Annotated in this window: 18 protein-coding genes and 1 pseudogene; 12 read left to right on the top strand and 7 right to left on the bottom strand. The window is 43.2% G+C overall.

What is annotated here, in order from left to right; translation table 11 throughout:
* Window positions 1–107: 107 nt before the first annotated feature.
* The 7 genes from C0Q44_RS17695 (at window position 108) to C0Q44_RS17725 (ending at window position 9618) form a co-directional block, all read left to right on the top strand.
* Window positions 108–665, top strand: a complete 558-nt coding sequence (locus tag C0Q44_RS17695) for a DJ-1 family glyoxalase III (protein WP_105408603.1) — start codon at window positions 108–110, stop codon at window positions 663–665.
* Window positions 666–677: 12 nt separating this feature from the next.
* Window positions 678–1097, top strand: coding sequence for a DJ-1/PfpI family protein (locus C0Q44_RS17700; protein WP_219845188.1), 420 nt, complete (start codon window positions 678–680; stop codon window positions 1095–1097).
* A gap of 160 nt (window positions 1098–1257) precedes the next feature.
* On the top strand, window positions 1258–3186 hold the full coding sequence (locus tag C0Q44_RS17705; RefSeq protein ID WP_105408604.1) for a beta-glucoside-specific PTS transporter subunit IIABC: 1929 nt from the start codon (window positions 1258–1260) through the stop codon (window positions 3184–3186).
* 14 nt (window positions 3187–3200) lie between these two features.
* Window positions 3201–4616 carry a 6-phospho-beta-glucosidase gene (locus tag C0Q44_RS17710; RefSeq protein ID WP_105408605.1) on the top strand — a complete coding sequence of 472 codons (1416 nt, stop codon included), beginning with the start codon at window positions 3201–3203 and terminating at the stop codon, window positions 4614–4616.
* A 338-nt stretch (window positions 4617–4954) separates the two neighbouring features.
* Window positions 4955–5941 carry an alpha/beta hydrolase gene (locus C0Q44_RS17715; protein WP_105408606.1) on the top strand — a complete coding sequence of 329 codons (987 nt, stop codon included), beginning with the start codon at window positions 4955–4957 and terminating at the stop codon, window positions 5939–5941.
* A 283-nt stretch (window positions 5942–6224) separates the two neighbouring features.
* A complete protein-coding gene (locus C0Q44_RS17720) occupies window positions 6225–7841 on the top strand; it encodes a response regulator transcription factor (protein ID WP_181151057.1) in 1617 nt (538 codons plus the stop codon).
* Between the two features lie 103 nt (window positions 7842–7944).
* The gene (locus C0Q44_RS17725) at window positions 7945–9618 is read left to right on the top strand and encodes a cache domain-containing sensor histidine kinase (protein ID WP_258166412.1); all 1674 of its coding nucleotides are present in this window, start codon (window positions 7945–7947) and stop codon (window positions 9616–9618) included.
* A 339-nt stretch (window positions 9619–9957) separates the two neighbouring features.
* Here C0Q44_RS17725 and C0Q44_RS17730 read toward each other — a convergent pair whose 3' ends face one another.
* The 3 genes from C0Q44_RS17730 to C0Q44_RS17740 all read right to left on the bottom strand — a co-directional run bounded on the left by C0Q44_RS17730 (window position 9958) and on the right by C0Q44_RS17740 (window position 13406).
* Window positions 9958–10848, bottom strand: a complete 891-nt coding sequence (locus tag C0Q44_RS17730; RefSeq protein WP_105408609.1) for a carbohydrate ABC transporter permease — start codon at window positions 10846–10848, stop codon at window positions 9958–9960.
* Window positions 10849–10863: 15 nt separating this feature from the next.
* Window positions 10864–11754, bottom strand: coding sequence for an ABC transporter permease (locus C0Q44_RS17735; protein WP_105408610.1), 891 nt, complete (start codon window positions 11752–11754; stop codon window positions 10864–10866).
* An 89-nt stretch (window positions 11755–11843) separates the two neighbouring features.
* Complete coding sequence (locus C0Q44_RS17740; protein ID WP_181151058.1) at window positions 11844–13406, bottom strand: type 2 periplasmic-binding domain-containing protein; 1563 nt, start codon at window positions 13404–13406, stop codon at window positions 11844–11846.
* 490 nt (window positions 13407–13896) lie between these two features.
* Here C0Q44_RS17740 and C0Q44_RS17745 point away from each other — a divergent pair.
* Together C0Q44_RS17745 and C0Q44_RS17750 are read left to right on the top strand one after the other, a co-directional pair.
* Window positions 13897–14516, top strand: a pseudogene (locus tag C0Q44_RS17745) (NAD(P)-dependent oxidoreductase).
* A gap of 190 nt (window positions 14517–14706) precedes the next feature.
* Entirely contained in the window at window positions 14707–16059 is a 1353-nt protein-coding gene (locus tag C0Q44_RS17750; protein ID WP_105408612.1) for a glucoamylase family protein, read from the top strand.
* A 190-nt stretch (window positions 16060–16249) separates the two neighbouring features.
* On the opposite strand, the gene C0Q44_RS17755 is transcribed toward C0Q44_RS17750, so the two are convergent.
* Together C0Q44_RS17755 and C0Q44_RS17760 are read right to left on the bottom strand one after the other, a co-directional pair.
* The gene (locus tag C0Q44_RS17755; protein ID WP_105408613.1) at window positions 16250–16948 is read right to left on the bottom strand and encodes a transglutaminase-like domain-containing protein; all 699 of its coding nucleotides are present in this window, start codon (window positions 16946–16948) and stop codon (window positions 16250–16252) included.
* Between the two features lie 28 nt (window positions 16949–16976).
* Window positions 16977–17738, bottom strand: coding sequence for a helix-turn-helix domain-containing protein (locus tag C0Q44_RS17760; protein WP_105408614.1), 762 nt, complete (start codon window positions 17736–17738; stop codon window positions 16977–16979).
* A gap of 156 nt (window positions 17739–17894) precedes the next feature.
* On the opposite strand from C0Q44_RS17760, the gene C0Q44_RS17765 reads away from it, so the two are divergent.
* Window positions 17895–18530, top strand: coding sequence for a class I SAM-dependent methyltransferase (locus C0Q44_RS17765; RefSeq protein ID WP_258166413.1), 636 nt, complete (start codon window positions 17895–17897; stop codon window positions 18528–18530).
* A 327-nt stretch (window positions 18531–18857) separates the two neighbouring features.
* Window positions 18858–22871, top strand: coding sequence for an S-layer homology domain-containing protein (locus C0Q44_RS17770; RefSeq protein WP_105408616.1), 4014 nt, complete (start codon window positions 18858–18860; stop codon window positions 22869–22871).
* Window positions 22872–23072: 201 nt separating this feature from the next.
* Here the strand turns inward: C0Q44_RS17770 and C0Q44_RS17775 are convergent, their stop codons facing one another.
* Window positions 23073–23558 (bottom strand): hypothetical protein, encoded by a 486-nt coding sequence (locus C0Q44_RS17775; RefSeq protein WP_105408617.1) that lies wholly within the window; start codon window positions 23556–23558, stop codon window positions 23073–23075.
* Window positions 23559–23844: 286 nt separating this feature from the next.
* Window positions 23845–24651, bottom strand: coding sequence for a helix-turn-helix transcriptional regulator (locus C0Q44_RS17780; RefSeq protein ID WP_105408618.1), 807 nt, complete (start codon window positions 24649–24651; stop codon window positions 23845–23847).
* 98 nt (window positions 24652–24749) lie between these two features.
* Between C0Q44_RS17780 and C0Q44_RS17785 the strand changes: the two genes are divergently transcribed.
* A complete protein-coding gene (locus C0Q44_RS17785) occupies window positions 24750–26171 on the top strand; it encodes a family 43 glycosylhydrolase (protein ID WP_105408619.1) in 1422 nt (473 codons plus the stop codon).
* Window positions 26172–26187 lie beyond the last annotated feature (16 nt).

Here is a 26187-nt window from a genome sequence, read left to right on the forward strand (position 1 = left end):
GTTTATCTATGCTAAATTATGAATGTATTCGCAGCAACTGAATGGTTGTCTGTGTGATCGGGGCATTGAATGCCTACTGAATTTTGAATAAATAGGAGGGTGTGAACGTGAGTAAAATTGCAGTGATGATGGCAGAAGGATTTGAAGAAAGTGAAACACTGACCATTGTGGATATTTTGAGACGTGCTCATATGGAGTGTCACCTGATTAGTACTGGAGTGGAACTAGTTCGAGGCAGTCACAATATCGTTGTCAAGGCAGATGCCATAATCAATGACGAAATTAAACATTACGATATGATCGTGCTACCGGGAGGCATGCCAGGAGCTGCAAACCTGCGTGATGATGATCGAGTGATCAAGCTGCTTCAAGAAATGAATCAGGCTGGCAAATATGTAGGGGCAATCTGTGCAGCACCTCTTGCTCTGGGCAAAGCAGGTCTGTTGGAAGGCAAGAATTACACTGCATATGTAGGTTATGAACAGAAGATTGAAACCAGCGGTACATTCAAGGAAGACATTGTTGTCATTGATGGCAACTTGATTACAAGCCGTGGACCCGCAACAACGTATGCATTTGCTTACGCATTGGTTGATGCGCTGGGTGGGGACAGTATGGCTGTCAAAAACCGGATGGTATATTTCAATGCATTTGATGCTGAATAGGAGGGAATCAACATGATGAGTAAAGTAGCTGTATTGATGGCAGAAGGTTATGAAGAAGGCGAAACATTGACCATCGTAGATATTCTGAGAAGAGCAGGGTTGACCTGTGATACGTTTTATTTCGGCGATAAACTGGTTAAGGGCATGCACGGAATCTATGTTGAAGCAGATAAGCCTTTCGGGGATGAAGTCAAAGAATATAGCATGGTCGTTTTGCCAGGTGGTCGTCCAGGTGGACAAAACCTGAAGGAGAACCCGGACGTCATTAAGATGGTGCAATACTTTAACGAAAATAACAAGTATATCGCTGCGATGTGTTCAGGGACAGTTGTTTTATCTGATGCCAAGGTGATTGACGGCAAACAGGTTACGGGATATGTAGGTTACGCTGAAAAATTGATTGGGGGATCTTCAGAGATGAAGTCGTTGTAGCAGATCAGAACATTGTTACAAGCCAGGGTCCAGCAACCCCATATCCGTTTGCATACAAAATTGCAGAAATTTTCGGTAAGGATACATCAGCTCTACGCGAGAAGATGTTATACCATTTTGCCGGTGGCAAGTAAAGACAGCTAAGAAGGCGGGGGAAAGTATGAAAACAGAGGATTTGGCGAAGGAGATTATCGCTAATATCGGTCAGGATAATATTACGTATGCTACACATTGTGCGACAAGACTGAGATTCAATGTAAAAGATGAATCTCTGGTCAATTTGAAAGCGCTTGATCGACTGGAAGGTGTTCTGAGGGCCCAGTTTAATAGTGGTCAGCTGCAGATCATCATTGGTGCTAAAGTCAAAACGGTATTTGACGCGGTTAGTGAAACACTTGATCTGGAAAATCAAGATATCGAAGTCAAAGGAGTACAACAGAAGAAGAATGTAATTTCCAGAATCGTGGAAACGATTGCAGGTATATTCGGCCCAGTTATTCCTGTATTGATCGGCTGCGGTATGGTCAAGTCAGTATTGGCTATTTTGACTACAATGAACCTTCTTGAGAAGACAAGCGGTGCGTATCAAACGTTTAATCTGATCAGTGATCTCATTTTCTATTTCTTTCCCTTCTTTCTCGCAGTCAGCGCAGCCAAGAAATTCAAAACAAATGAGTATCTTGCTATCGCCCTGGCGGGAGCCTACATGTATCCAACCATAATGGATGGAGCAGCACAGGCAGCTGAAACCGGCGTCACCAGCCTGAGCTTTTTCGGACTTCCGCTGCTGCTCGTGAATTATAAATCAACCATTATTCCAATTATCATTTCAGTCTGGGTAATGAGTTATGTATATCGGTTTGTGAATAAACGCATCCCGGATATGTTCAAAATTTTGTTTGTGCCAATGATCGTACTGTTCATCATGGTTCCGCTTGGATTGATTGTGTTCGGACCGATTGGCACATACTTCGGCAGTGGTGTAGCCCAAATTGTTACGTATCTATATACAGTGAATGGCGTTATTGGCGCTTTCTTATTCGGAACATTCAGACCGTTGCTCATTATATTTGGCATGCACTATGCCATTACACCCATTAATAGCCAGTTGATTGCGGAATACGGCTACTCCGTTATTTCCCCAGCCAACTTGACAGGAAATCTAGCTCAAGCGGGAGCTTGTCTCGGCGTATTCCTGTTATTGAAACACAGAGCCAGCAAATCTAGCGCATTATCCAGCGGTATAACCGCTATGTTTGGTATTACAGAACCGGCGATCTTTGGATTCAATCTGAAATATAAAAGACCTTTTATCTGCGCAATGTTAGCTGGAGGTATTGGAGCAGCCTATATCAATTTCTGGGGTGGCGGAGCAACGGCTCTGATTTTGCCGGGAATTTTGGCACTGCCAACCTATATTGCAGACAGTTACATTCATATCATTATCGGTGTGGTTATCAGTATTACTCTTGCTTTAGTCGCAGTGCTGATCTGGGGGATCGAAGAGGAAATTCCAGCAATAGCAAATGATAATGGGGCAGGTCGTGGGGCAGCTACATCAGCCAGTGCCATTGCCACAACTTCCGCGATGCATACGTCCTCAACCAATAGCGCTGGATTGAGCGAGATGGTTCCGCTGACCGGAACACGGACGATTGACTCGCCTATTAATGGAATGATTAAAAATATAGCTGAAATCGACGATCCAATCTTTGCTTTAGGCAGTGGAGCAGCGGTTGAGTCTGTGGATGGAAAAGTATACGCTCCATTCGATGGTAAGGTTATATCCTTATTCCCCACCAAACATGCGATCGGCCTGATGTCCGATGATGGTGTCGAGATGCTGGTGCATGTAGGTATTAACACGGTCAAATTGAAAGGCAAGCACTTTACTGCACATGTGCAGCAAGATCAGATCATTAAACAGGGTGACTTGCTGATTGAATATGATCATGAAGCTATTCGAGCGGCAGGATTTGATACAGTCGTTCCGATTATTATTTCGAATTCATTTGAATATCAGAGTGTTGAGCAAGTTGCTACCAATCGAGTGGCAAACAATGAGGTATTGTTACGCATTCATGCCTAGAGGAGGTCAAAGTAATGAGTAAGTTATCAGAAGACTTCCTGTGGGGAGGTGCTGTAGCGGCCAATCAGGTTGAAGGTGGCTGGAACCAGCGAGGCAAGGGTGTTAGTGTCGCAGATGTTATGACATCTGCCACGCATGGCGTGGAGCGGAGAATCACACAGGGAATTGAAGAGAACGTTTACTATCCAACCCATGAAGCAAGTGACTTTTATTCCCGATTCAAAGAAGACATCAAGCTATTTCATGAAATGGGATTCAAGTGCTTTCGAACCAGTATCGCCTGGACACGGATATTCCCGAACGGAGATGAAACAGAGCCGAATGAGGAAGGGCTGGCATTCTACGATGACTTGTTTGACACCTGTTTGGCCTACGGAATTCAGCCGGTTGTCACTATTTCTCACTTTGAAATGCCTTATCATCTGGTGACCGAATATGGGGGATGGCGTAATCGGAAATTGATTGACTTCTATCTCACCTATTGTGAAACTGTATATACAAGATATCGTACGAAGGTTAAGTACTGGATGACCTTTAATGAAATCAATATGATTGCTCGGAAGCCATGGAAACCTGGAGGTATCCAGTGGGCTGAAGGGGAAAACAAGCTCCAGACGATGTATCAGGCGGCGCATTATATGCTGGTAGCCAGTGCCAGGGCGGTCAAGCTTGGGAAAGAAATCAATCCCGAATTTGTAATAGGCGGCATGTTCCTTCATCCAACGTCTTATGCAGCAACCTGTGATCCGAATGATGTGTTGGCGCATGTCAAGAAGCTTCAGCAAGCCTATCTTTTCCTGGATGTTCATGTAAGAGGCAAGTACCCTCGTTCGTATTATACTTTTCTGGAGCAGCATCAATTGGAGATCCAGACTGCGGCTGAGGATGAACAGATGCTAAGCGAAGGCACTGTAGATTATATCGGATTCAGTTATTACTCCAGCTCTGTTGTCATGGCTAATCCAAGTGACCAGAACAAGAGTGAGGGTAATGAGATCAGTGGTTACAAAAACCCCCTGTTACCGGCCAGTGAATGGGGATGGCAGATTGATCCGGTTGGTCTTCGGATTACGCTAAACTGGTTGTACGATAAGTACCAAATTCCACTTTTTATCGTGGAGAATGGTCTGGGTGCAGTAGATACAGTCGATGCGGATGACTCTGTGCATGACCCCTATCGAATCGATTACCTTAGACAGCATGTAGAAGAAATGAAAAAGGCAATCCTTGAAGATGGAGTGGAAGTGATGGGTTACACCCCATGGGGATGTATAGATCTTGTCAGTGCAGGAACGGGCGAGATGAAGAAGAGATACGGTCTAATCTATGTCGATAAAGACAATGACGGAAACGGTACGTTGCGACGGTTAAGAAAAGATTCGTTCTATTGGTACAAGGAATGCATTGCAAGTCACGGAGAGACATTATAAACTGCAGAAATAAGTTAGCCACATAAGTGGCATCCGGATTCCTATTCATATTGGCTCAAAAGTCGCTAAATTAGCGGCTTTTTTGATCTTTACAAGTTCTTGATGTGTTAAAAAAGGAAATTAAATGAGCAAATGAGTAAAAACGGATGGGTATCCGTCGCAACTAGTTAAATATCGGACAAAATAGTATTATATGTAGATATCTCTCTCATGAATTAAACCCGATTATTTAATCTGTTCATATTCCGTTCATATTGCCGTCACGTTGAGGACATTTTATACGATTATACTTTGAATAAGTCGCGAAGGTGGCACTACAGATATACAGACAGGAGAAGATGAATGTGGAAGAAACAGTGGATACAAACGTAACGAAAACCAAGAGCCGCAAGAAGCGGAAACTATGGTTGAAAATAATTGGAGGTATTGTTGGGGCACTCGTGTTATTCATGGGCATCGTGTTTGTCGTGAATGCCATCAGTAATGGAATTGAGAAGAAGAACATTGAATCATACGGACAGTATGTTAAAGTCGATGGGAAAAATATGAATGTCTCCATTCAAGGCAGCGGAGAACAGACCATTGTGCTACTCCCTGGACAAGGGACCCCGTCGCCTGTACTGGATTTCAAATTGTTGATCGATGAGCTGACTTCTGAATATAAAGTCGTGGCAATTGAGCCATTCGGCTATGGACTTAGCGATAAAACGGACAAAGAACGAACTACCGAGAATATCGTGAGCGAAATTCATGAAGCTGTACAACAGCTCGGTCTTGACCGTTATATTCTGATGGGACATTCCATCACGGGACTTTACGGCGTATCCTATGTGAACAATTATCCGGATGAAGTTACTGCTTTTGTCGGAATCGACAGCAGTGTTCCCAATCAACCCGGCATGGATGTCAAATTGCCTCTGAAATCGATGCGGTTCCTTCAAACATCAGGAATGATGAGATTGTTCAAAAAATTGGGCGGAGATTCATATGAGTCATTGGCATACGATGAGCACACCAAAGAACAGATGAATCTGATCTCGAATCAGGTCTCGGTTAATCCGACGTTGGTGAATGAACTCAAACATCTGGGTTCCAATTTCAAAAATGCAGAAAACTCCTCCTATCCTCCTGAGTTGCCAGTGCTGCTTTTTGTTCAATCCAATAACGAGCACAATCCAAAGTGGTTACCGCTGCATGAAGAGCAAGCCAAGCAATCCGCTCAGGGCAAAATGATTCCGATGGAAGGTTCACATTACCTGCATCATACGAAGTTCAAAGAAATCGCCGAGGAATTCAAAACATACATGAAGCAGATCCATCCATAGATTGATCGTTACACATGAAACTGTGGTGCCATACTGGGCGCCGCAGTTTTTTGTCATTATATAGACTGCTTCTGTGCCAGAATAAAGATCACAACCATCTTCTTGGCTGATTAGGCCATTATAGTTTTATTTCACTTTTTTATTAAACCTGGTGCTCATTCGATAGGCTAGTCCTGTATGCAGTGGTAAAATGGCTAAACATGGTTTAGGTTGGCTCACCGTTATCACATATCTATAGAGTATTATGGTTTAATCCATGAATAATGAACAGTGGGGGATTCTCATGTATAAACTGATGATCGTAGATGACGAATTATTAATGCGGGTTGGAATTCGTTCGATGCTCAACTGGGAAGAGTTCAATTTTCATGTGGTTGGTGAAGCGGGAAATGGAAGGGAAGCACTGGAGCTCGCGCTGGACATTTCTCCCGATCTAATTATTACGGATATCAAGATGCCTGTTATGGATGGTCTAAAGCTGATTCAAGAGGCATCCAGCTCACTCAAAACCTGTAAATATGTCATACTGAGTAATTTCGACGAACTTCATTACGTCAAAGAGGCACTAAAACTCGGCGCTTCCGACTATTTGATTAAAAGTGAGATCACCGAGACCACCCTTATTGAACTCCTGACTACCATCGGACAGAAGTTACATAGCGAACAGGTTAACCCAACCAACACGATGGCACATCAATATTCCAAGAGTCTGAGACATCTCAAAGATAGCTTCTTCCAAGATGTTGTAAGCGGATTCATTGATGAAGGGGAAATTGTCGCCAAAGCTGAAGAGCTGTATTTACGCATAAGATCGGATCAGTTGGTCGTCATCAAGTTTTTCGTGAACTATTACGAGAAAGCAAAGAGGAAGTATGTAGAGAAGGGGGAGAAATTACTCCGATTTTCTCTGCTTAATATGATGGAAGAGATCATTCCGTGCAAATGGGAGAAAGAGATTTTCGTCGAAAGTTCGTCTGAATATTGGGTTATTGTCAATGTACCTCTGGAGAGTGGAACTGTACACGTTGAGCTCAATAAAGTATGTACCAAGCTTATATCCTCAATCAAGGATTTTATGAATCTGTCGCTCTCCGCGGGTGTAAGTACAATCGTTCCCGATTTTCTTTCCATTCGAAAGGCATGCCAAGCAGCTGAATTCGCCTTAAAACAGGGTTTCTACACAGGCAGCAACCAGGTACTGCATTACAGGGATGTGGTTCTAACTCCTGCTCGAAAAGAAGTGAACGGAATGCTAAGTCCGCAGCAAGAACGAGATGTTCTAAAATTTTGGGTAAGCAAAGACAACCAGCGGGCGCAGGATTTCCTCGAAGGCATTCGATCTGATCTGGAGGTATTACGAGCGGATGAGAGCAGCATCCGAAAGCAATATATAACGGTGATGGAAACAATACACTCCCATATGTCACGGACTACAGAAAGAGCCAAGCCTTCTTTTACGGAAAAGTCACCTTACGAAATCGTGTTAAAGGGAGAGTATTGGGAGGATATTCACCAAGATATGCTGGCTCATATCGCGTATTACTTCCAAATCGATTCTCAGATCATGCAGGAACATACCTACGCAGACCTCGCCATAGAGATCATCGACAAGTATTATGCAGAGGATATTTCGTTGCAAAGTGTAGCTAACCAAATTAATGTCAATCCATCCTATCTCAGCCGGTTGTTTAAACAGGAGAAAGGAGAGAATTTTGTCACATACTTAACACGAGTTCGGATCGAACAGGCGAAGGCTTACCTATTGAGCAGGAAATTAAGAGTATATGAAATTGCAGATAAGGTGGGGTACCATAACTACACGTATTTCAGTAAGATTTTCAAAAAAACGGTAGGGTATACGCCTGAAGAATATCGAGATCTGCAGCAGAGATCCATGTAATCCATGAATAGAGGTGCATCAAATGAGGCATGCCTGGTTCTTTCGAATCCAGAACAAAATCATGGTGATATGTATAACGGTAATTATCCTTCCTGTATTTGTGATGACGATTAATTCGTATTACTCTTCTGAGCGGTTATTGTCACAGAATTACAACAAACTGCTAAGTGATCTGGCCAAACAGACAAACATTCGCATCGATGAGTTTCTAAAAGAAATTGAGAAAATCTCACTACTGGCGAGCAATGGTCTGAGCAATAATCTATCCGCGACTCATGAAGGAAGCTTTCCAATCCAGGATTTCCTGCGAGACGGGGATGAGCAGCATGAGATTGCAGCATACAATATTCTGATGAACTATATTATGATGAAAGACCGCGTATTCTCCATCTACCTGTATAACATGAACGGAGGACAAGATCTGTTCGTTAGTCCTAACCAGCCCATTGACCCCAACTTCAAAGTGGCGAACGAATTGTGGTTTAAGAAGTTCATGCATGCCAATGATCGAACCATCACGCTGACAACCCGCATAGATGAGCAATTGCAGAATAAAATTCTGGCCGTCTCGCACGCTCGAAAAATTCATGATGTGGCTAGTGGGAAACTGCTTGGCGTAATCGTCGTCAGCATCGATATCAAATTCATTGAAATCGTCAATCGTAACTTGCAGGAAGGGCTGCGTTCCAGGTTCATGATCGTCGATGAGGATGACAAGATTGTATATAATGTGAATGATCGATTGATCGGCACACTGTTCCGGGACAACGTTCGTCCACCCGAATCAGTAAATGTAGTCGTGACCAGTCCACTAAGTCAGCAAAAATGGACCACTTACTTGTACATGCCATTGGATGAGCTGACTGCCGATGGCAAAATATTGGGTCGTAACCTGGTGACACTGGCGATCGTCATGTTTCTTTTTGCTGCCGTCATTTCAATCTTTCTATCTCATGTGATCACAACCCCCATCAAGAAACTGCTGCGTAATATCGGACTGGTCGAGAAGGGGCAGTTTGAACAAGTCCAACATATTCGCTCTCGCGACGAGATTGGACATTTATCTATTCGATTCAATAGGATGTCGCATGAATTGAAGCGTATGGTCGAGCGGATGCAGCAGGAAGAAATAGAGAAAGCACAAACCGAGATGCGTGCACTCCATGATCAGATCAATCCTCATTTTCTGTATAATACACTTGGGTCGGTGAAATGGATCGCGTCCATGCAACAGGCTGACAAAATCGTGGACATGACGGATGCACTAATCTCGATGCTCCGCTATGCGACAAGATCCGATGGAACCTTGGTAACGATTCGTGAGGAGTTAGATAACATCGTTAATTACGTAACGATTCAGAATGTCAGATACTATGGTTGTATTCAGATGAAGTATGAGATTGAGGAGCAACGAATGGATTATCGCATGCCCAAAATGATTCTGCAGCCCATTGTTGAAAACGCGATTTTTCACGGTCTTGCCGAACTCGAAGATGATGGGATCATTACGATTCGCATTCAACCGAAGGGCAGTGATATGTTGATCGAGGTCTGCGATAATGGCGTCGGTATGGATGATCATACGATCCAAACCGTTATGGAAGAAACGTACGCAGCAGGAAACGGCAGCAGAGGGATTGGGCTTCACAATGTACAGCGTCGCATTCAACTTCATTTTGGCGAGTCCTATGGGATACAGGTGGATAGTACGATAGGGGAAGGTACGATTTTTTCCATTCTGCTCCCTGCCATTGCTAACTTACCAGATACCCATTGAGGGAATCTGGAGGAGTTAGGGAGCAGGCGTTGTTAGTAACATTTTAAACCTGCGCTGATACGTTGGGTGATGTTGGGTGATGTCCTTTATTTTCTAACGAACTGTACACACGCCATTTGCCTCTTTATGCGCATGTTTAACTTGTAATGAGTCAGAGAGACGTTATCACGTATAAATCAGTTCATTCGTGAGTTGAAACACCGATTTATGACGTAATAACGTCACTGAAGTTCGTTAAACGTGGAAGGACTTGATTATAAGTCTAACAAGATGCTTCAGATTCGTTAGCGCCTTGGGATGTGAGGCAACCCTGTCGAGACCATGTTCTGGCTCCTGACTCTAACCTTTGACGCTACCGAGTACCAAACCTTTGGTAAAGTACTTCTGCAAGAATGGATACACGAGTAAAATTGGAATGGCACCGAGAAACATTTGAGCAGCACGTCCCGTTCTGGCGTTCATCATGGACAATAGTTGGGTATAATCCGATCCAGATTTCAGCATAATTTGCTCAAAGCTCTGAAGCAGCGTCTGCAGGTAGCTTTGCAATGGATAATTGGACGGATTGTTCATATAGATAATTCCATCAAACCATGAGTTCCAATGACCAACGATACTAAACAAGCCAACTGTTGCAAGTGCAGGCTTGAGCAGTGGAAGTAAGATGCGGAGCAGTACCTGTAACGGTCCCGCGCCATCGATAATTGCCGATTCTTCAATTTCTTCCGGTAACCCTCGAATAAAGTTCATGAGAATAATCATACTGAACACGGGTAATGCACCAGGCAGGATCAGAGACCAGATGGAATCAATGAGTCCCATTTTGACCACTACCAGATAGGTTGGAATTAATCCTCCACTAAATAACATCGTCACAATGAAAAATCCCATGTAGATATTGCGACCCATCACTTTTTGTTTTGATTTGGAGAGTGGGTAAGCCGTAAGTACAATCAATACCAGATTCACTAATGTTCCGAGTACAGTTCGTTGGACGGCAACCCAGAGAGAGGAATAAAATGCCCCTCCCGACAGTGCAAATTCATAGGCCTTGGTCGTAAATTCAACGGGCCAGAACGTGACACTGCCCGCCGAGACTGCCGAGCTGCTACTGAACGAAACCGCTAGCATATTGATAAACGGGAGAATACAAAGTAAAGAAATGATAAGCAATATCGTGTAGTTGATGATTTCAAACAATCGTCTGCTCAGACTTTTATCATATATCATAATGATCGTTCCTCCTTAGAAGATCCGGTAGCCAGCTACCCTGTATGCCAGGAAGTAAGATACGGCAACCAGAATGCTGGAAATGATGGATTTGAACAATCCAACAGCGGTACCAATCGAATATTGTGCCTGTTGTATCCCCAGCCGGTAGACATAGGTATCTATAATATCACCGGTCTGATAGACGACAGGGGAGTAGAGATTATAGATCTGATCAAAGCCTGCATTAAGTACGTTCCCCAGCGACAGTACGGTCATCAAAACAACCGTTGGCATAAGGAGAGGCAAAGTAATATAGATCGTCTGCTTCCAACGTTTGGCTCCGTCGATCACCGCTGCCTCGTAAAGTCCGGGGTCAATGCTCGTTAATGCTGCCAAATATACGACTGTGCCGAAGCCAAATCCCTTCCATATATCACTCACAATCATGGTCCAGGGAAAGATGGATGGTGTTCCGAGAAAGGAGATCGGCTTGATTCCGAACACACCCAAAAATGTGTTGATGATGCCATCTGCACTCAGAATATCAAGCATGATACCGGCCATAATGACCCAAGACAGGAAATTCGGAATGTAGACAAGGGTCTGGAAGGTACGTTTGATCCCGCTGTTCAGTACTTCATTAAGTAGCAAGGCGAAAATAACAGGCACAAGAATGCCACCGATCATCTTGAAGATGGACATGTAGAGCGTATTCCAAATGGTCCTTACGAAGTTGGGCTGATTAAACACATGCGAAAAATTGTCCCAACCAACCCAAGGGGAGCTAAACCCAAGGCCCGGATTGTACTTCTGAAATGCAATAATCAGCCCGTAAAATGGGATATAGCTAAAAATGAAGACCAAGATCACGCTTGGGATCAGCATAAGATGATAAGGACTCTGCTGCTTCCATTTTCTTAGCATTCGTATTCCTCCGTTCATGGTGCGTATATTGTAACCGCTATCAAATAAAGGGATGAGAACATGCTCATCCCTCCTGATGACCATCGATATTATTGGTTTCCGTATGCGTCATTTACCGCTTGGGTGGCATCGTCACCTCCGGCTGCACGCCAATTCTGCACGACAACATCAAAGCTGTCGATGCTCTCTGTACCCATAATGATCTTGGTAAATCCCTCGGTCAGAATGTCATCCAGGGTTGTGCCGTAGCTTGAGAGTATCTCTGGCGTGACTCCCCATAGAGCCGTTTTTGTAAAGTTTTCGCTGTCGAGCACTTTCTTGGCCAGACCATATGCATTTTTGGGAGCGCCTTGTTGCAGATAGTCACCTACTGCTCCAGGGGTCGCATTTTTCATGAATTCCACGCTGTTGTTGTATTTCTGCCACATGCCCGAAGTGGTGAGTCCGCTGGTATCTTTGGTCTCCAGGGCTGCGGATACTGCTTCAAACTGCTCATAATCTGAGTTCGGATTGAGTACACGGAACGCTCCAACCACATGGGCAATGTCATTATCCAGCAAGGCGGATAACGTTTCTGGAGATTCTTTGCCGTTGCCTTCATCGACAACGTAAGCATAGTCGTTCAGAATTTCAATCACGGCCTGAGGGTTAGCAAAATCCTTTTTCATGACAATATAATTGTTGTTGGCGAAGAATATGGATTGTTTGGCTTCTTTGCCATCGACAGTCGGAATGAGGTACGGATAAAAGATCGCGTCTTTCCCCAGATTGGCTACCGTATCTACGCCAGGGTTATAGCCCCACCACTGATAATAAGGCTGTATGCCGACTTTGCCGGCGACAATATCGGCGTTCATTGCGTTAAAATCCTTGATGGCGAATTCCGGATCAATGATACCTTGCTTGTACCACTCTGCCCATTCAGCGAGCGCATTCTTCATTTCGGGCTGGATGGAGCCATATGCCAATTGGCCGGTCTGATCCTTAATCCACAGATCGGGATGCGCGTTCCACGCTATGCCGAGCAAGTTGAGATAATCGAGCGATTGATCCACGGCTATACCGTAACCGCCATGCTTTTCCATAAATTTCAGAGCGATATTCTTGATATCTTCCACGGATTTGGGGTCCTTCAGACCCAGTTCTTCTTTCCAGTCATTCCGAATCCATACGAAGTCCGGTTGTTCAATGAGTCCCCAGTGCATTTGGGGTATCCCGTACAGCTTACCGTCCTTCTTACCAGACTCGTAACTGTCCACATCTGACGTCATATAACCTTTGAGCCGCTCTGAGGCATATTGATCAAAGGCTACCGAAAGATCCATCAACATATCCGCTTCCATCAGCTGCCGCAATTGCGAAGGGTTAACCCGAAACACGTCGGGAAGGTCGTTTGAGGAGATCGCGAGATTCAATTTGGTGTCGTATTCATCACTAACCCAGTCTGTTTGGACATTGATATTAAATTTTTCTTGATAACGCTTAATCCACACATTATTGGTAATATCGTCGCCTTTCGGATATTTCGCCGAACTATACTCGGACGTTACCGTGTGGATGTTTACGGTACCCGCCTCGTTGCTGTCAGCGTCCGTCTTCGTGGAGCTTTTTCCCGTATCGCTGCTACAGGCAGCGATTAAGATGGTCGACATACTCAAAGACAATACTAAACATTTGATTTTCTTGTTCACATTCGTTCCCCCTTAGGATCAATAGGTCAGGCAAGTTGTACTTGAAGATATTGTAAAGGAGAATGAGCGGATGGGATATAAACGTTCTTGACTAGAAGGTATACGTTTTTTACTTTAAGAGTCACAGCGGAGAATTTGAAAAAGTGAACATTGCACTTATTTTACTTGGGTCACACTTTTTTTAACTTGTGTTCCTGAACACGAGAAACAAATCGAGCATTCCGTGCAAGGAGAAATCGTCTTACTTGAAAAAGATCATTATTTATATCGTTCCCATCCAGAAGAAATCGCTGAGAAAGTTAGAAGGTTTGAGAGAAGCATCCATTGAAGTTTAGCTTTGAACCGTTAACCGAAGTATCAGGTTAACGGTTTTTTTGTTATTCTATAATTTCAAGCCAGTAAATTAAAATACTCAAGAAATCATTCAGCATTAAAATTAGGAGGTTTATTTATGCATATTTTAGTTTTGGGGGCAACCGGACGTGTTGGAAGGCAAATCGTTAATTATGCTCTTCGGGATGGACAGGATGTGACTGCATTGGTACGTACCCCGGAGAAAGTGCAGGCTCATCATCCCCATTTGACGGTCTTTCAAGGTAATGTCTTACATCCAGAAGATGTGTTGCATGCAACCCAAGGTGTAGACGTTGTCATTAGTGCACTGAACACGGATGGAACTACAACACTCTCCGAAAGCACACCTATACTAATTGAGGCCATGTACCGCAGAGGAATACAACGCATCATAACGGTTGGAACAGCCGGCATTTTGCAAAGCAGAACCGATCCGAATGTACTTAGGTATCAATCCAGTGAATCGAAGCGTAAGTCCACACGTGCAGCGGAGGAACATCATCGTGCCTTTTCGTTGCTCCAGTCATCCACGCTGGATTGGACGATCGTGTGTCCTACGTACTTGCCGGATGGAGAACGTCTCGGCATATACCGTGTAGAGCGTGATGTCCTGCCGGAAGGCGGCACTGAAATATCAGTCGGGATACCTCCGAATTCACGTACAAACAGCTCCATGATCGTCAGTATATTAATGCTCGTGTGGGTATTTCCTACTGACGGGCAGATGCACACCTCACAATGCCCCTGACTGCACAAGGGCTATTCTTATTTTTGTTAGCCTGGTGTCCTCGTACAAACTACTTCAACCTTGTGGACATCATCCCGATCGAACCGGTTTACCAGACTGGGAAATTTATGATATTATGAAATGCGAAACGTTTCGCATCCATCTGAAGGGAGCAAGAAGATGAAAATGGTACGAAGATTAGGACTTATTTTAACTTTTTGTCTGTTCGCGAATGTGGCTTTAACGCCTGCGATTTCAGCACATGATTCAAGTAATCCTGTTGGGTTCAAACCAGAATTGAAAGCGATTGCTTATCAAACCTTCAATTATTTTGAAGACTATACCGATCCCCATACCGGATTGACTTATGACGAAGTCAGAATGACGGAAAAGGGAATCGAAGAAGCTCAACGTACCTCGCCTACCAATATAGCCATGTATATGATGAGTACGGTTTCAGCGGAGCAGTTGGGTATGATTCCCAAGAAAGAAGCGGTATCACGTTTGAAAACGACGTTAAAATCGCTAGAGAAGATGGATAAGTGGAATGGATTATTTTATAACTGGTACAACACGAATGATGGCTCGCTAAAGAAAGATTGGGGGCAATTTATATCCCAGGTCGATAATGGCTGGTTATCCGCAAGTTTGATCGTTGTTGGTCAAGCCTATGAAGAACTATATGCACAAACTCAGCCGTTGGTTAAAAATATGAACTACACGCCATTATATGACCCGGAAGTCGGCCAATTCCGTGGTGGCTATGATGTAGCGAAAGGCGCGTTGACTGATCACCATTACGGAATGTTTTATACCGAACCGCGTGTAGGCAGCTATATTGCGATTGGGAAGGGTGACGTTCCTCAGGAACATTGGTGGAAGCTATATCGCACCATGCCTCCAGAATGGGATTGGCAATCCCAGATTCCCAAAGGTCAATTCGTCAAGTACGATGGTGTGAATGTCTTTGAAGGAAGCTATGTATACGAGGATCAAAAGTTTGTGCCAAGCTGGGGAGGCAGTATGTTTGAAGCGCTTATGCCCGGTATGGTGATAAAGGAGAGAGAACTCGGTACCCAAGCCTTGGGATTGAATAACCAACGTCATGTAGATTTACAAATCAAATACGCCAAAGAAAAAGGGTATCCTGCCTGGGGCTTTTCACCTTCTGCAACACCGACAGGATACAGTGAATTTGCAGCCACACCGCTTGGAACTTCGGGCTATAAAGACGGAGCTACGGTAACGGCTCATGCTACATTCCTTGCTTTGGAATATGCACCCGAAGCTGCTCGCAAAAATATAAGAGCGCTAAAGAAGTTAAACATGGCTGGCAAATACGGATTCTATGACTCCGTTAACGTTGAAACCGGAGAGATTGCCAAAGCTTATCTGGCACTGGATCAAGGCATGATTATGGTTTCAATCGCTAACTATCTTCAAGATGGAGTCATCCGCAATTATTTCCACAGTGATGTGATCGGTCAAAAGCCAGAAGCCTTATTGAAAAAAGAGGTTTTCTCTATTCAATAACATCAAATAGAATGAAGAGTACAATGGGCATCAAAGTAAATCGGAATAATCATACGATTGAGACGGAACGAAGCGGAATTTAATTCCTGCATCATTTCGTTTTTTTTTTTTTGCAACATATGTAACGAACGTTATGCGAAAATGAAAATACGAAGCCTGATCAGCTCCGTATTGAATTCATATGATATCGTTATCCTTGCCTGATGTTCCTAACATTCCGGTTCATGAGGTGTCGAACAACCTTGCTAAATATTATTTTTTTCAAAGCACTTAAATTTTGTTGATGTAAAGAGAAGAAATCATCAGGGTTGTTGAAAATTCCAAAATCCTGTACAATACCTTCTTTTTGCACGTAGGTATCATTTTCATCCCACTCAATCGCTGGATTTTGAAAATTATCGGTAGCCACCCCGTAACCACAGAATGATCCTGTACATTGCTTAAATTTTGACTGTAGTTTGGTTAAATAGGGTAGGTCTATAATAAAACCTTCTATATTTAACCACTTATCGTTATATAATACCTCAACCCAGCTATGAATGATCTCTTGCGGGGATAAATGGTAGTACCAACCACTCATTGCCCCTTTTTGTAATTGCTTGTGAATCGTAAAACCATGAATTCGACAAGGTATTTTTAAGGCTCTCAGTATTGCCATGAATAAAATGCCTTTGGTATTACATTGACCGTACCCATCCTGCAAGACCTCTGAGGCCTTGATATAATCACTGCGATTATAACCAAATTCAATCTCGTCCCGAACATAGTTATATACGTTAAGAATCTGCTCCCTAGTCGATTGTGCAGCCCAGTTACGATTGCGAATTAGTTTCTGAATGGTCGAATGATTATAATTTAGCAATTCTGTTTGTACCACATAAGTTTCCATATCAGCACCTCCTGTGAACATTGTACCGTTAGTGCAGAGAGGAAACTTGCAAAAACACGCTATCTTTACGAATGTCCTTGGCTGTCATTCCTAGTAATCTCTTGCTTGTATTTGCAAAATGAGAGGGTGTATCAAAACCAGCCGCCATAGCCGCATCTGTAATACTTTTCCCCTTGAAAATCAGATAGGATGCCTTTTGAAGCTTATGTAACAATATATATCCGCTGAGAGATATGCCTGTATTCTCTTTAAAGAGATGTGACAACCTGCTGTTAGATAAACCGAGCTGTTTCGCGTAGTAACGAATAGAGTGATACGAATCGGTACAGTCCTTAATCCATTGAATCAGTTCCTTTATTCGAGCGTCCTTCATCACAGGTTGAGTATAGTCTAAGTTAAAAAGCCGCATGAGTTCTTCCAAAAATAAAAGATAACTTTCCGTATTTTGGGTGAAAGGAAGCTGAGTTTTGATATATTGGGCAATTATTTCAATATTAGCTGGTGGGAAAACGACGTATGCTTGCTGACCTAAATATCGTTTAAAGGCTGCCGCCATGATCGAGGTGCTGTCGATCAGAAGCAGTACCAAGGGTTGCCCTGACCCCTGCAAACGATGAGTAACATTGGAATTGAGCACAATTCCCTCTGTACATACCGTTTGTCCTTGCATTTCAATCTCAAAATGGCTTTCCAAAGCGATCGTGACTTGTATAAAAGAATGCTTGTGCAGATCTGCATCAATCGTATTTGAATGTACGAGAATATGATGCTCTGTGCCATATAAATTCATCAAACGGTGATCACCTCATGCAAGTAAAGTAGGGATGTCCTCAAACCATAAAGTAAATTGTAACATACATCAGAAAAAGCTCAGCTACGGATAGTTTATGATCTTGAATTTGGTGGTGAAACAACAAAGTACAATTTCTATCTTGAATTCGCCAGATTGAATCCGGGGGAAGTTTTAGAGCTTGCATGTGGAACAGGCTTAACAACCATTTATTTAGCGGAATCGGGAATTCCTATAACTGGAGTTGATATTGCTTCGGAGATGCTTGGCTATGCGCGATTTAAAGCTCAAGGGCTGCCTGCAGATTTTATAGAAGAGGACGCACTTATGTTCGAATCGGAAAAGCGCTTTTCCATGATTTATCTGACTGGCAATGCATTTCAGGCATTTTTGAGTAATGAGGATCAAATCGCTTTACTTGGAACAGTGTACAAGCACTTAAAGCCAAATGGAATCTTTGTTTTTGAAACACGTAATCCTCTAGGAACTGATTTATCAGACCAAGAGGAAAGTACTTGGGGAGAATTTATCGATAGCGCTGGCGTGAATGTTAAGGTATCTGGAACGCAATCCTATGATTCCAAGAAACAGATCATGCATTGGGTCACTTTCCGTGATTGGGGAACCAGGAAAACAATGTCACGAATCGCATGTCGTTTCACAGATCATGATGCACTTAACCGTTTGTTAACAGATCACGGATTTAATATCGAAAACCAATATGCAGACTGGGATAAAACCCCGTTCAGTTCTTTATCCTCGTCCATCATTAGTGTTTGTCGAAAAGGTTGAGACACCATCTGTAATCGAAGAATTAATCGTGTACTTCGCAATATGTTGAGAAGTTTAATTCGTTTTGCGGTTGTTCGCCATTGAAAGTCGCTATATTAGCGGCTTTTTTTTAATTTATCGGAATAAGGTCTTGTCTTGGGCTTGGTACGAGAACTTGTTCTGATTACTATATTTTATAGTTCAAAATAAGGTACTCATAAAGCGGGTTGATTATTTAAATGTAAAAAAATGTTTATATTCTTTACTTTAATTTTATTATTTTATTTTTTAAGTCATGCTATAATCCATTTGATTGTATGATAACAGGTTATTAGAGGAGAGAATGCTATGTATAAAAAAAGATTACATCAATTAACTATTATGCTTATTTTGGTTAGTTTCTTAACGAGCATGTCTGTATCGATGGGAATGCCACAATCGGTATCCGCAGAGGAGGATACCACTCTTTTTGCAGGTGGGGAAGGTACCCTGGCTAATCCTTACAAGATTGCGTCAGAGGCTAATTTCAAGAATATAACGATTCCTGCACCAGGAACGTATTTTCAACAAATCTCTAATTTTCAAATAACAGGTCATTGGGTACCTATTCGCAGCTTTGGAGGTATCTATGACGGAGGAAACCTTACAATTGAAGATCTTACAATCGTTTCTTCTGAAGATTCTTCTTCTATAGGGCTGTTCTCCACGTTATCAAGCGGAGCTGTACTGGAAAATATAAGATTGGAAAATTTAAACATTAATTTTACAGGAAAAAATTCATTTGTCGGCGGATTGGTCGGCATGATTAATACGGGTGCAACTGTTCGTAATAGCAGTAGCAACGGTAGTATTACCTTAACTGATTCTAACAATGTAGGGGGACTGACTGGCTATAATAGCGGAAGTGTTATTAACAGCTCGAGTACAAGTACGATAGACAGCAATTCTAACAGTTTTAGCGCTGGCAACCTGGTAGGTACGAACGGAACAAACGCAACGATAAGCGACAGCATAAGCAGCGGCACGATCAACTCACCTGATAGTACTCGAGCTTATCTTGGAGGCTTGGTTGGTACAAATGCTGGCACAATTAACATGAGCTCTAGCAGCAGCCGGGTAACTGGGGGTGAGACGTCTTCTGTCGGTGGTTTAATTGGTTTCAATGCAACAGATGCCGCCGTTAATGACAGTTATAGTACAGGTCAGGCAAGTAGCCAAGCATCATCAGTTGTTGGTGGTCTGGCCGGCCGGAATTCAGGTAATATAAACCGCAGCTACAGTAAGGGGAACGCATCTGTTGGTGTCCAAGGTATGGCTGGAGGCCTGGTTGGTTACAAGTCTAACGGGAATATTACGAATAGCTATAGCTCGGGAAATGCAATCGGCTATAACGCTACCTTTGTTGGGGGTCTGATTGGCATGAATGACGGAGGTGACGTTAGCTACAGCTACAGCATAGGAAGTGCAAGTGGCGGTAACGATGCGAATGGTGGACTGATCGGGTACAAGCAAGGAAATGGAATTATTTCTGATAGCTATTATAACAATGACATAAATTCTAATTCCTTTGGTGGAGTCGGAAAAAGCGCTACAGATCTGAAGAAGCAAGCGACCTTCGCAGGATGGGAATTCAATACATTATGGAGAGTTGTCGAGGGTTACACGTATCCCTCATTCCAATGGCAGCCTTTTTCACCAGATGAGATTATTTTTATGGACCATAGGGACTTAACGTGGGACAGTATCAAAGGTACTAATCTGGCTGAAAATGAGGTGACAGGGGATCTTATTCTTCCCATTACCGGGGCTAAAGGTTCAACGATTAATTGGACTGTGACTGGACAGACTGGACTAATTGATACAAGTTCAGGCAAAGTAACTCGAGCAAGCGATGATGATCATGCCGTAATATTAACAGCTGCGGTCACACATCCGGGCGGACAAATGTTAACGAAGGATTTTTACTTAATCGTTATAGAAGCACCGAACAACAAGCCTGTCCGCCAAAAAGATGTAGTTAGCACAACGAGTGCGACCGTAACGATTAATTCAACGTATGAGCTTGATCTCTCCAAAATCTTTGAAGATGCAGACCAGGATCCACTTACCTATAAAGTATCGATCAATGGTGCACAGGCCATATCGGCGGCCAAGAACTATACATATACGCCGACATCAGCAGGTCTAGTATCGTTGGTCTTTACAGCAAGCGACGGGGAAAGTGATTCGGACGACACATATACGGTGAACTTGACTGGAAACAGCATCCCAGTTCGCCAAGCAAGTGTGCACGAAACAGATGAGGTGTTAGTTACAGTGAATACGCCGTACACGCTTGATCTTGCAACCATATTTGAAGATGCGGATAGTAATGTATTGAATTACAAAGTATCCGTAAATGGCGCAAATCCAATACCTGCAGATGAGAACTTCACGTATACTGCGACTACAGCTGGATTAGTTACACTTATTTTTACAGCCAATGACACAAATACAGATTCCACGGATACGTACACAGTGAATCTTACAGTGAATTCTGTACCTGTTCGTAATCCAAATGTAAATGAGTCGGCCAAAGTAACCGTGACACTTAATACTCCATACACACTGGACCTTGATGCGATATTTGAAGACGCAGACAGGGATACGTTGACTTATAAAGTATCCATTGACGGAGCACCAGCGGTGGCGGCTAATTCGGCTTACTCCTATACACCGACAGCGGCCGGATCGATGACGTTTGTGTTTACTGCGAATGATGGAAATATGGATTCGACAGATACCTACACAATTGATATGACTGTGAATACTATACCTGCTCGCAAGTCTGACGTGGACGCATCAACAAGTGCAACAGTGACTGTTAATACACCTTATACACTTAATTTAGCTACGATATTTGAAGACGCAGACAGGGATACGTTGACTTACAAAGTATCTATTGACGGGGCAGTAGCGGTAGCGGCTAATTCGGCTTATTCCTATACAGCTACTGCGGCTGGTTCGATGACATTTGTGTTTACTGCGAATGATGGAAATATGGATTCCACAGAAACGTACACAGTAAAATTGCTGGTTTCCACAAGTGCTACGGGTGGTTCCGGTGGAAACACTGGTGGTTCTGGAAGTGCTGGCGGATCTGGTACTGTGACTCCTATTGAAGCTAGTGGAGCCGGAGCTACTGGTACATCATCCAGTTACATGGTCAGCATCGCTGGAACAGAATTAAACATTCCAGTTAAAATAGATGAAAAGTCTGGTCGCGCAGTAATTTCTCTTGGCTCATTGGCAGAAAAATGGTTTAGCAGCTCAAACACGATAAAACTCGATCTCCCTCTAATACCCAATATGAGTAGTTATACGCTGGAATTACCAGCTGAGACATTGTCCAATACAAAGGAAACAGGAAAAATAATTTTGACGACCCAAGCAGGTCGTATTGAAATTCCATCGGATATGCTTAAAAATATGGTGGGATTAAAGGATAAAGTAGCTAGTATTACGATTGGAATCGGTAACCAAACGGCCTTGAATGCTGAAACAAAAGCTGCCATTGGCAATAGACCGTTCGTGGAACTATCCTTGGCTCTGGATGGTGTGCAGACACCGTGGAACAATCCCGATACCAACGTGAATATTTCTATCCCTTACGTACCAACAGCTGAAGAAACAAATAATCCGGAACATATCGTTATCTGGTATATTGATGATCTTGGCAATATTACAACTATTCCAAGTGGCCGTTATGATGCCAAGAGCGGATCAGTGACCTTCTCCACGACACACTTTAGCGATTATGCTGTAGCTTATGTGAAGAAAAACTTCAGTGATCTGAACAGTGTGGAATGGGCAAGGCAGTCGATCGAAGTGTTAGCATCCAAAGGTATAATTAACGGAACAGTCGCAGGAACCTATTCTCCTTCAGCTCACATTACTCGTGCGGATTATCTGGTCCTGCTCATGAAGACTTTAAATTTGACAGCAAGGGTTGATCAGAATTTTACAGATGTGAAACCGAGTGATTATTATTATGAAGCGCTGGGTGTTTCCAAAAAGCTAGGCTTGGCGACAGGATCTGGAAATAATGAATTCCATCCGCTGGAACGTATCTCACGGCAGGATATGATGGTGCTGACGGCTCGTGCTTTGGAGATCGCCAAGCAGATGAAAGCATCGGGAGATCTCACCATTCTTGATTCGTTCAGTGACGAAGAGGACATAGCGGTGTATGCTAAGATGAATCTGGCAACTCTGGTGAAGGAAGGACTTATCTCTGGCTCTGGAAATAAACTTAACCCACAGGCGCAAACGACACGAGCGGAAGCGGCAGTATTCCTCTACCGCATTTACAACCAATATTAAGGACTAATGCAACACAGAGACTCTTGCCGGCAGGCGAATCTTTGAATTTTTGTATGACAGACCTCCGTTATATATGAAATACCAAAAGAACTCTTCACAATTGAAGAGTTCTTTTGGTGTACAACAACTTTTTAATTCAAATCCACATTACATAATCATGACAGATGAGAGCGTGGGGTGAGAGTGTGAATATTATGGTGTCTACTGCCCACCTGTATTGGAAGCCCAGACAGGATACCAGCCCAAGGCCGGATTTTCATTGTTATACAGTACCAGATTGCCGTCCGTTTGCATGATGAGCACATTGCCTCTAAGATTGGCTGGCACATGGTCTGCTCCATACCATGCTTTAGCCCACGCCAGGTTATCTGACGTCCAATAAGGTGTGTTTTGCGGATCGGAGATGACCAGCTTCCCGCTGAAATAATCAATCTGGAGTTTATGTATTCTCGTGTCTCTGATTTTGGTGCTCCATATCATCTTTTTAGACTTGACGTCCCAGATTTGAGCTTCACCATAGTTATTGAATTGAAATGAAAACCTGATATTGTTGGACACTAACCCTCCACCGGCGGTATTATACATCGTGTCATAAATCAGCCGATCTCCACTGGCGGCAGAAGTCACAGGGGAAAATGAAATCACAAACATGAGCATGGCCAGACAAGACAAAAAGACTTTTTTCATACAACATCCTCTTTTCCTGAATATGTTTTAAGTTACCTATCAAATATATCATATATTTTTCATATTTGGATAAAAAATCAATACTTTATACAGACAAAAGAATAACAGAAAGAAGAGGAGGAGATGCCTTTTCTCTGAATGAACTTCAGCGATGACTATCGAATTCAGAATATGATTATTCATCAATAATGCTTTAGGATATGTCATTGCATCAAACAGTCAGAAACCTTAATTTTGAATAAGAATAGATCAGTATCATTCCGTTTTTTCAGGTTTCAATCAGGAATCAAGGGTTGACCTCATCGGAATCTGCTGTGTCGACAGTGAAGCCACCGATGCGTTTGTGGAATCTCTTTGGGGACGAACCGGTCAATTGTTTGAACTGCCTGCAAAAATGCTCCACATTACGGTAACCGCACCGATCTGCAATCTCCGCAACCGTGTAAATATGATGTCTGAGATATTCTTTGGCTAAACGAATTCGACTATGAATAACATCATCCATACACGAGAGGCCAAACCATTTCTTGTACATTAACTGCAGGTACCCTGGGCTAATGCTAATGAGTTTAGCCATTTCCGAAATGGTCCACGGATGGCTGGGATTATTGTGGATGGCCGACCGTAGTTTCAAAAGATTATAGTGCTGAGGACTAATTTCCTCTTGAACGTAAGACTCAAGCAGTTTGTTGATCAGAATCCGGAGTAGACAATCTATGGACGATTCCCTGTAGTCTTTATTGAATGAATTCTCTGCGACAAGCAATTGAAACAGCTTGTGGCAATATTCGGGGTCATCCAAAGGAAAAGGTCTGCCAAATGGAAGGGAGGTTTCGGTCACGTAGGGTTCATCGCTTTCAAAACGAATCCAATCATTCATATATTGCTGTGTGCAAGCGCGATAATACACTTTTTGATGCGGCTTAAAGAGAACAGCACAATGGGGAGGATATTCCTTCAGTTCTCCATCTACCCAGAACTGAGCGGGAGTCTGTGTAATAACCAAAAGCCAGCAATCATGCCCTTCTGGAATATCAAAAACAAAATTGCTGTTATGTGCCGCGTCATACTCAACATAAGAAATGTTTGTCATTATTCCTCACCTTTATCTCGCTTTAGTTGTTTTCTATTATACGGGATTTATTTACAATTCATATTCCCTAATTACGTTCTACGAGGAGTGTATCTTAAATGAAGAAACAAGGGTTAAATCCATACCTTCCATCCTGGGAGTACGTCCCTGATGGTGAACCTTATGTATTTAATGGACGAGTTTATGTGTATGGCTCGCATGATCGGTTTAATGGACATGTCTTTTGTTTAAACGACTATGTGTGCTGGTCGGCGCCAGTAGACGACCTTGGGAATTGGCGGAATGAAGGTGTGATCTACCGAAAAACAGATGATCCGCTAAATCCCGATGGTAGTATGTGTCTTTATGCGCCTGACGTTACGTTAGGTTCAGACGGACGGTATTATCTTTATTATGTACTGGATAAAGTACCCGTTGTTTCTGTGGCTGTATGCAATACACCTGCTGGCAAATATGAATTTTACGGTTATGTAAAATATGCTGACGGAACTCGACTGGGAGAACGAGATGGGGACGAGCCACAATTCGATCCTGGCGTGTTGACCGAAGGAGAGCATACATATCTGTATACCGGCTTCTGTGCGCCCGGAGATAAATCGAGACATGGCGCGATGGCGATGGTACTTGGTGCGGACATGCTAACGATTGTGGATGAGCCCATATTCGTAGCGCCAAGTCAACCATACAGCGATGGCAGCGGATTTGAAGGACATGAATTTTTTGAGGCACCTTCTATCCGGAAGAGAGGGAATAAGTACTACTTGGTTTATTCCTCTATCGTTATGCATGAATTATGTTATGCCACAAGTCTATTTCCAAACAAAGGCTTTGAATATCAGGGTGTTATCATTAGCAACTGCGATCTACATATTGACTCCTATAAACCAGCTGACAAGCCGATGTATTATGGCGGCAATAACCATGGTAGCATGGTCGAAATAAACGGGGACTGGTATATCTTTTATCACCGTCATACCAATGGGGACGCATTCAATCGTCAGGGTTGCATCGAACGGATCTATTTTGAGGAGGACGGAACCATTCTTCAGGTGGAAATGACCTCCTGCGGCCCGAATGGAGGGCCACTTGAAGGAAAAGGGGAGTATCCCGCATACCTTGCATGCAATCTATTTACTAAAGATGATCAAATGTATACAGGAGGTTTCGGAGAGGGGGCTTGGTTGGACAGCCGCTTTCCGAAGATTACCCAGGATGGAAGAGACGGCGATGAAGAGACCGGATATATTGCCAATATGGTTGAATCTGCAACGGCAGGTTTTAAATATTTCGCTTGTAACGGTATCCGCCAGGTCACAATCAAAGTACGCGGATATTGTAATGGAGTCTTCGAGATCAAAACCGCATGGGACAGTCCCGTTCTCGGAATAATTCCGGTACATTTTACAAATGAATGGAGAAATTACACGTCAGAGATTACCATCCCGGACGGCAGACAGGCTTTGTATTTCACTTACAAGGGAACAGGAGGCGCGAGCTTGGCCTCATTTACATTAGAATAAACGACTGAATAGATTC

The organism is Paenibacillus sp. PCH8 (assembly GCF_002968835.1).
Lineage (GTDB): Bacteria > Bacillota > Bacilli > Paenibacillales > Paenibacillaceae > Paenibacillus.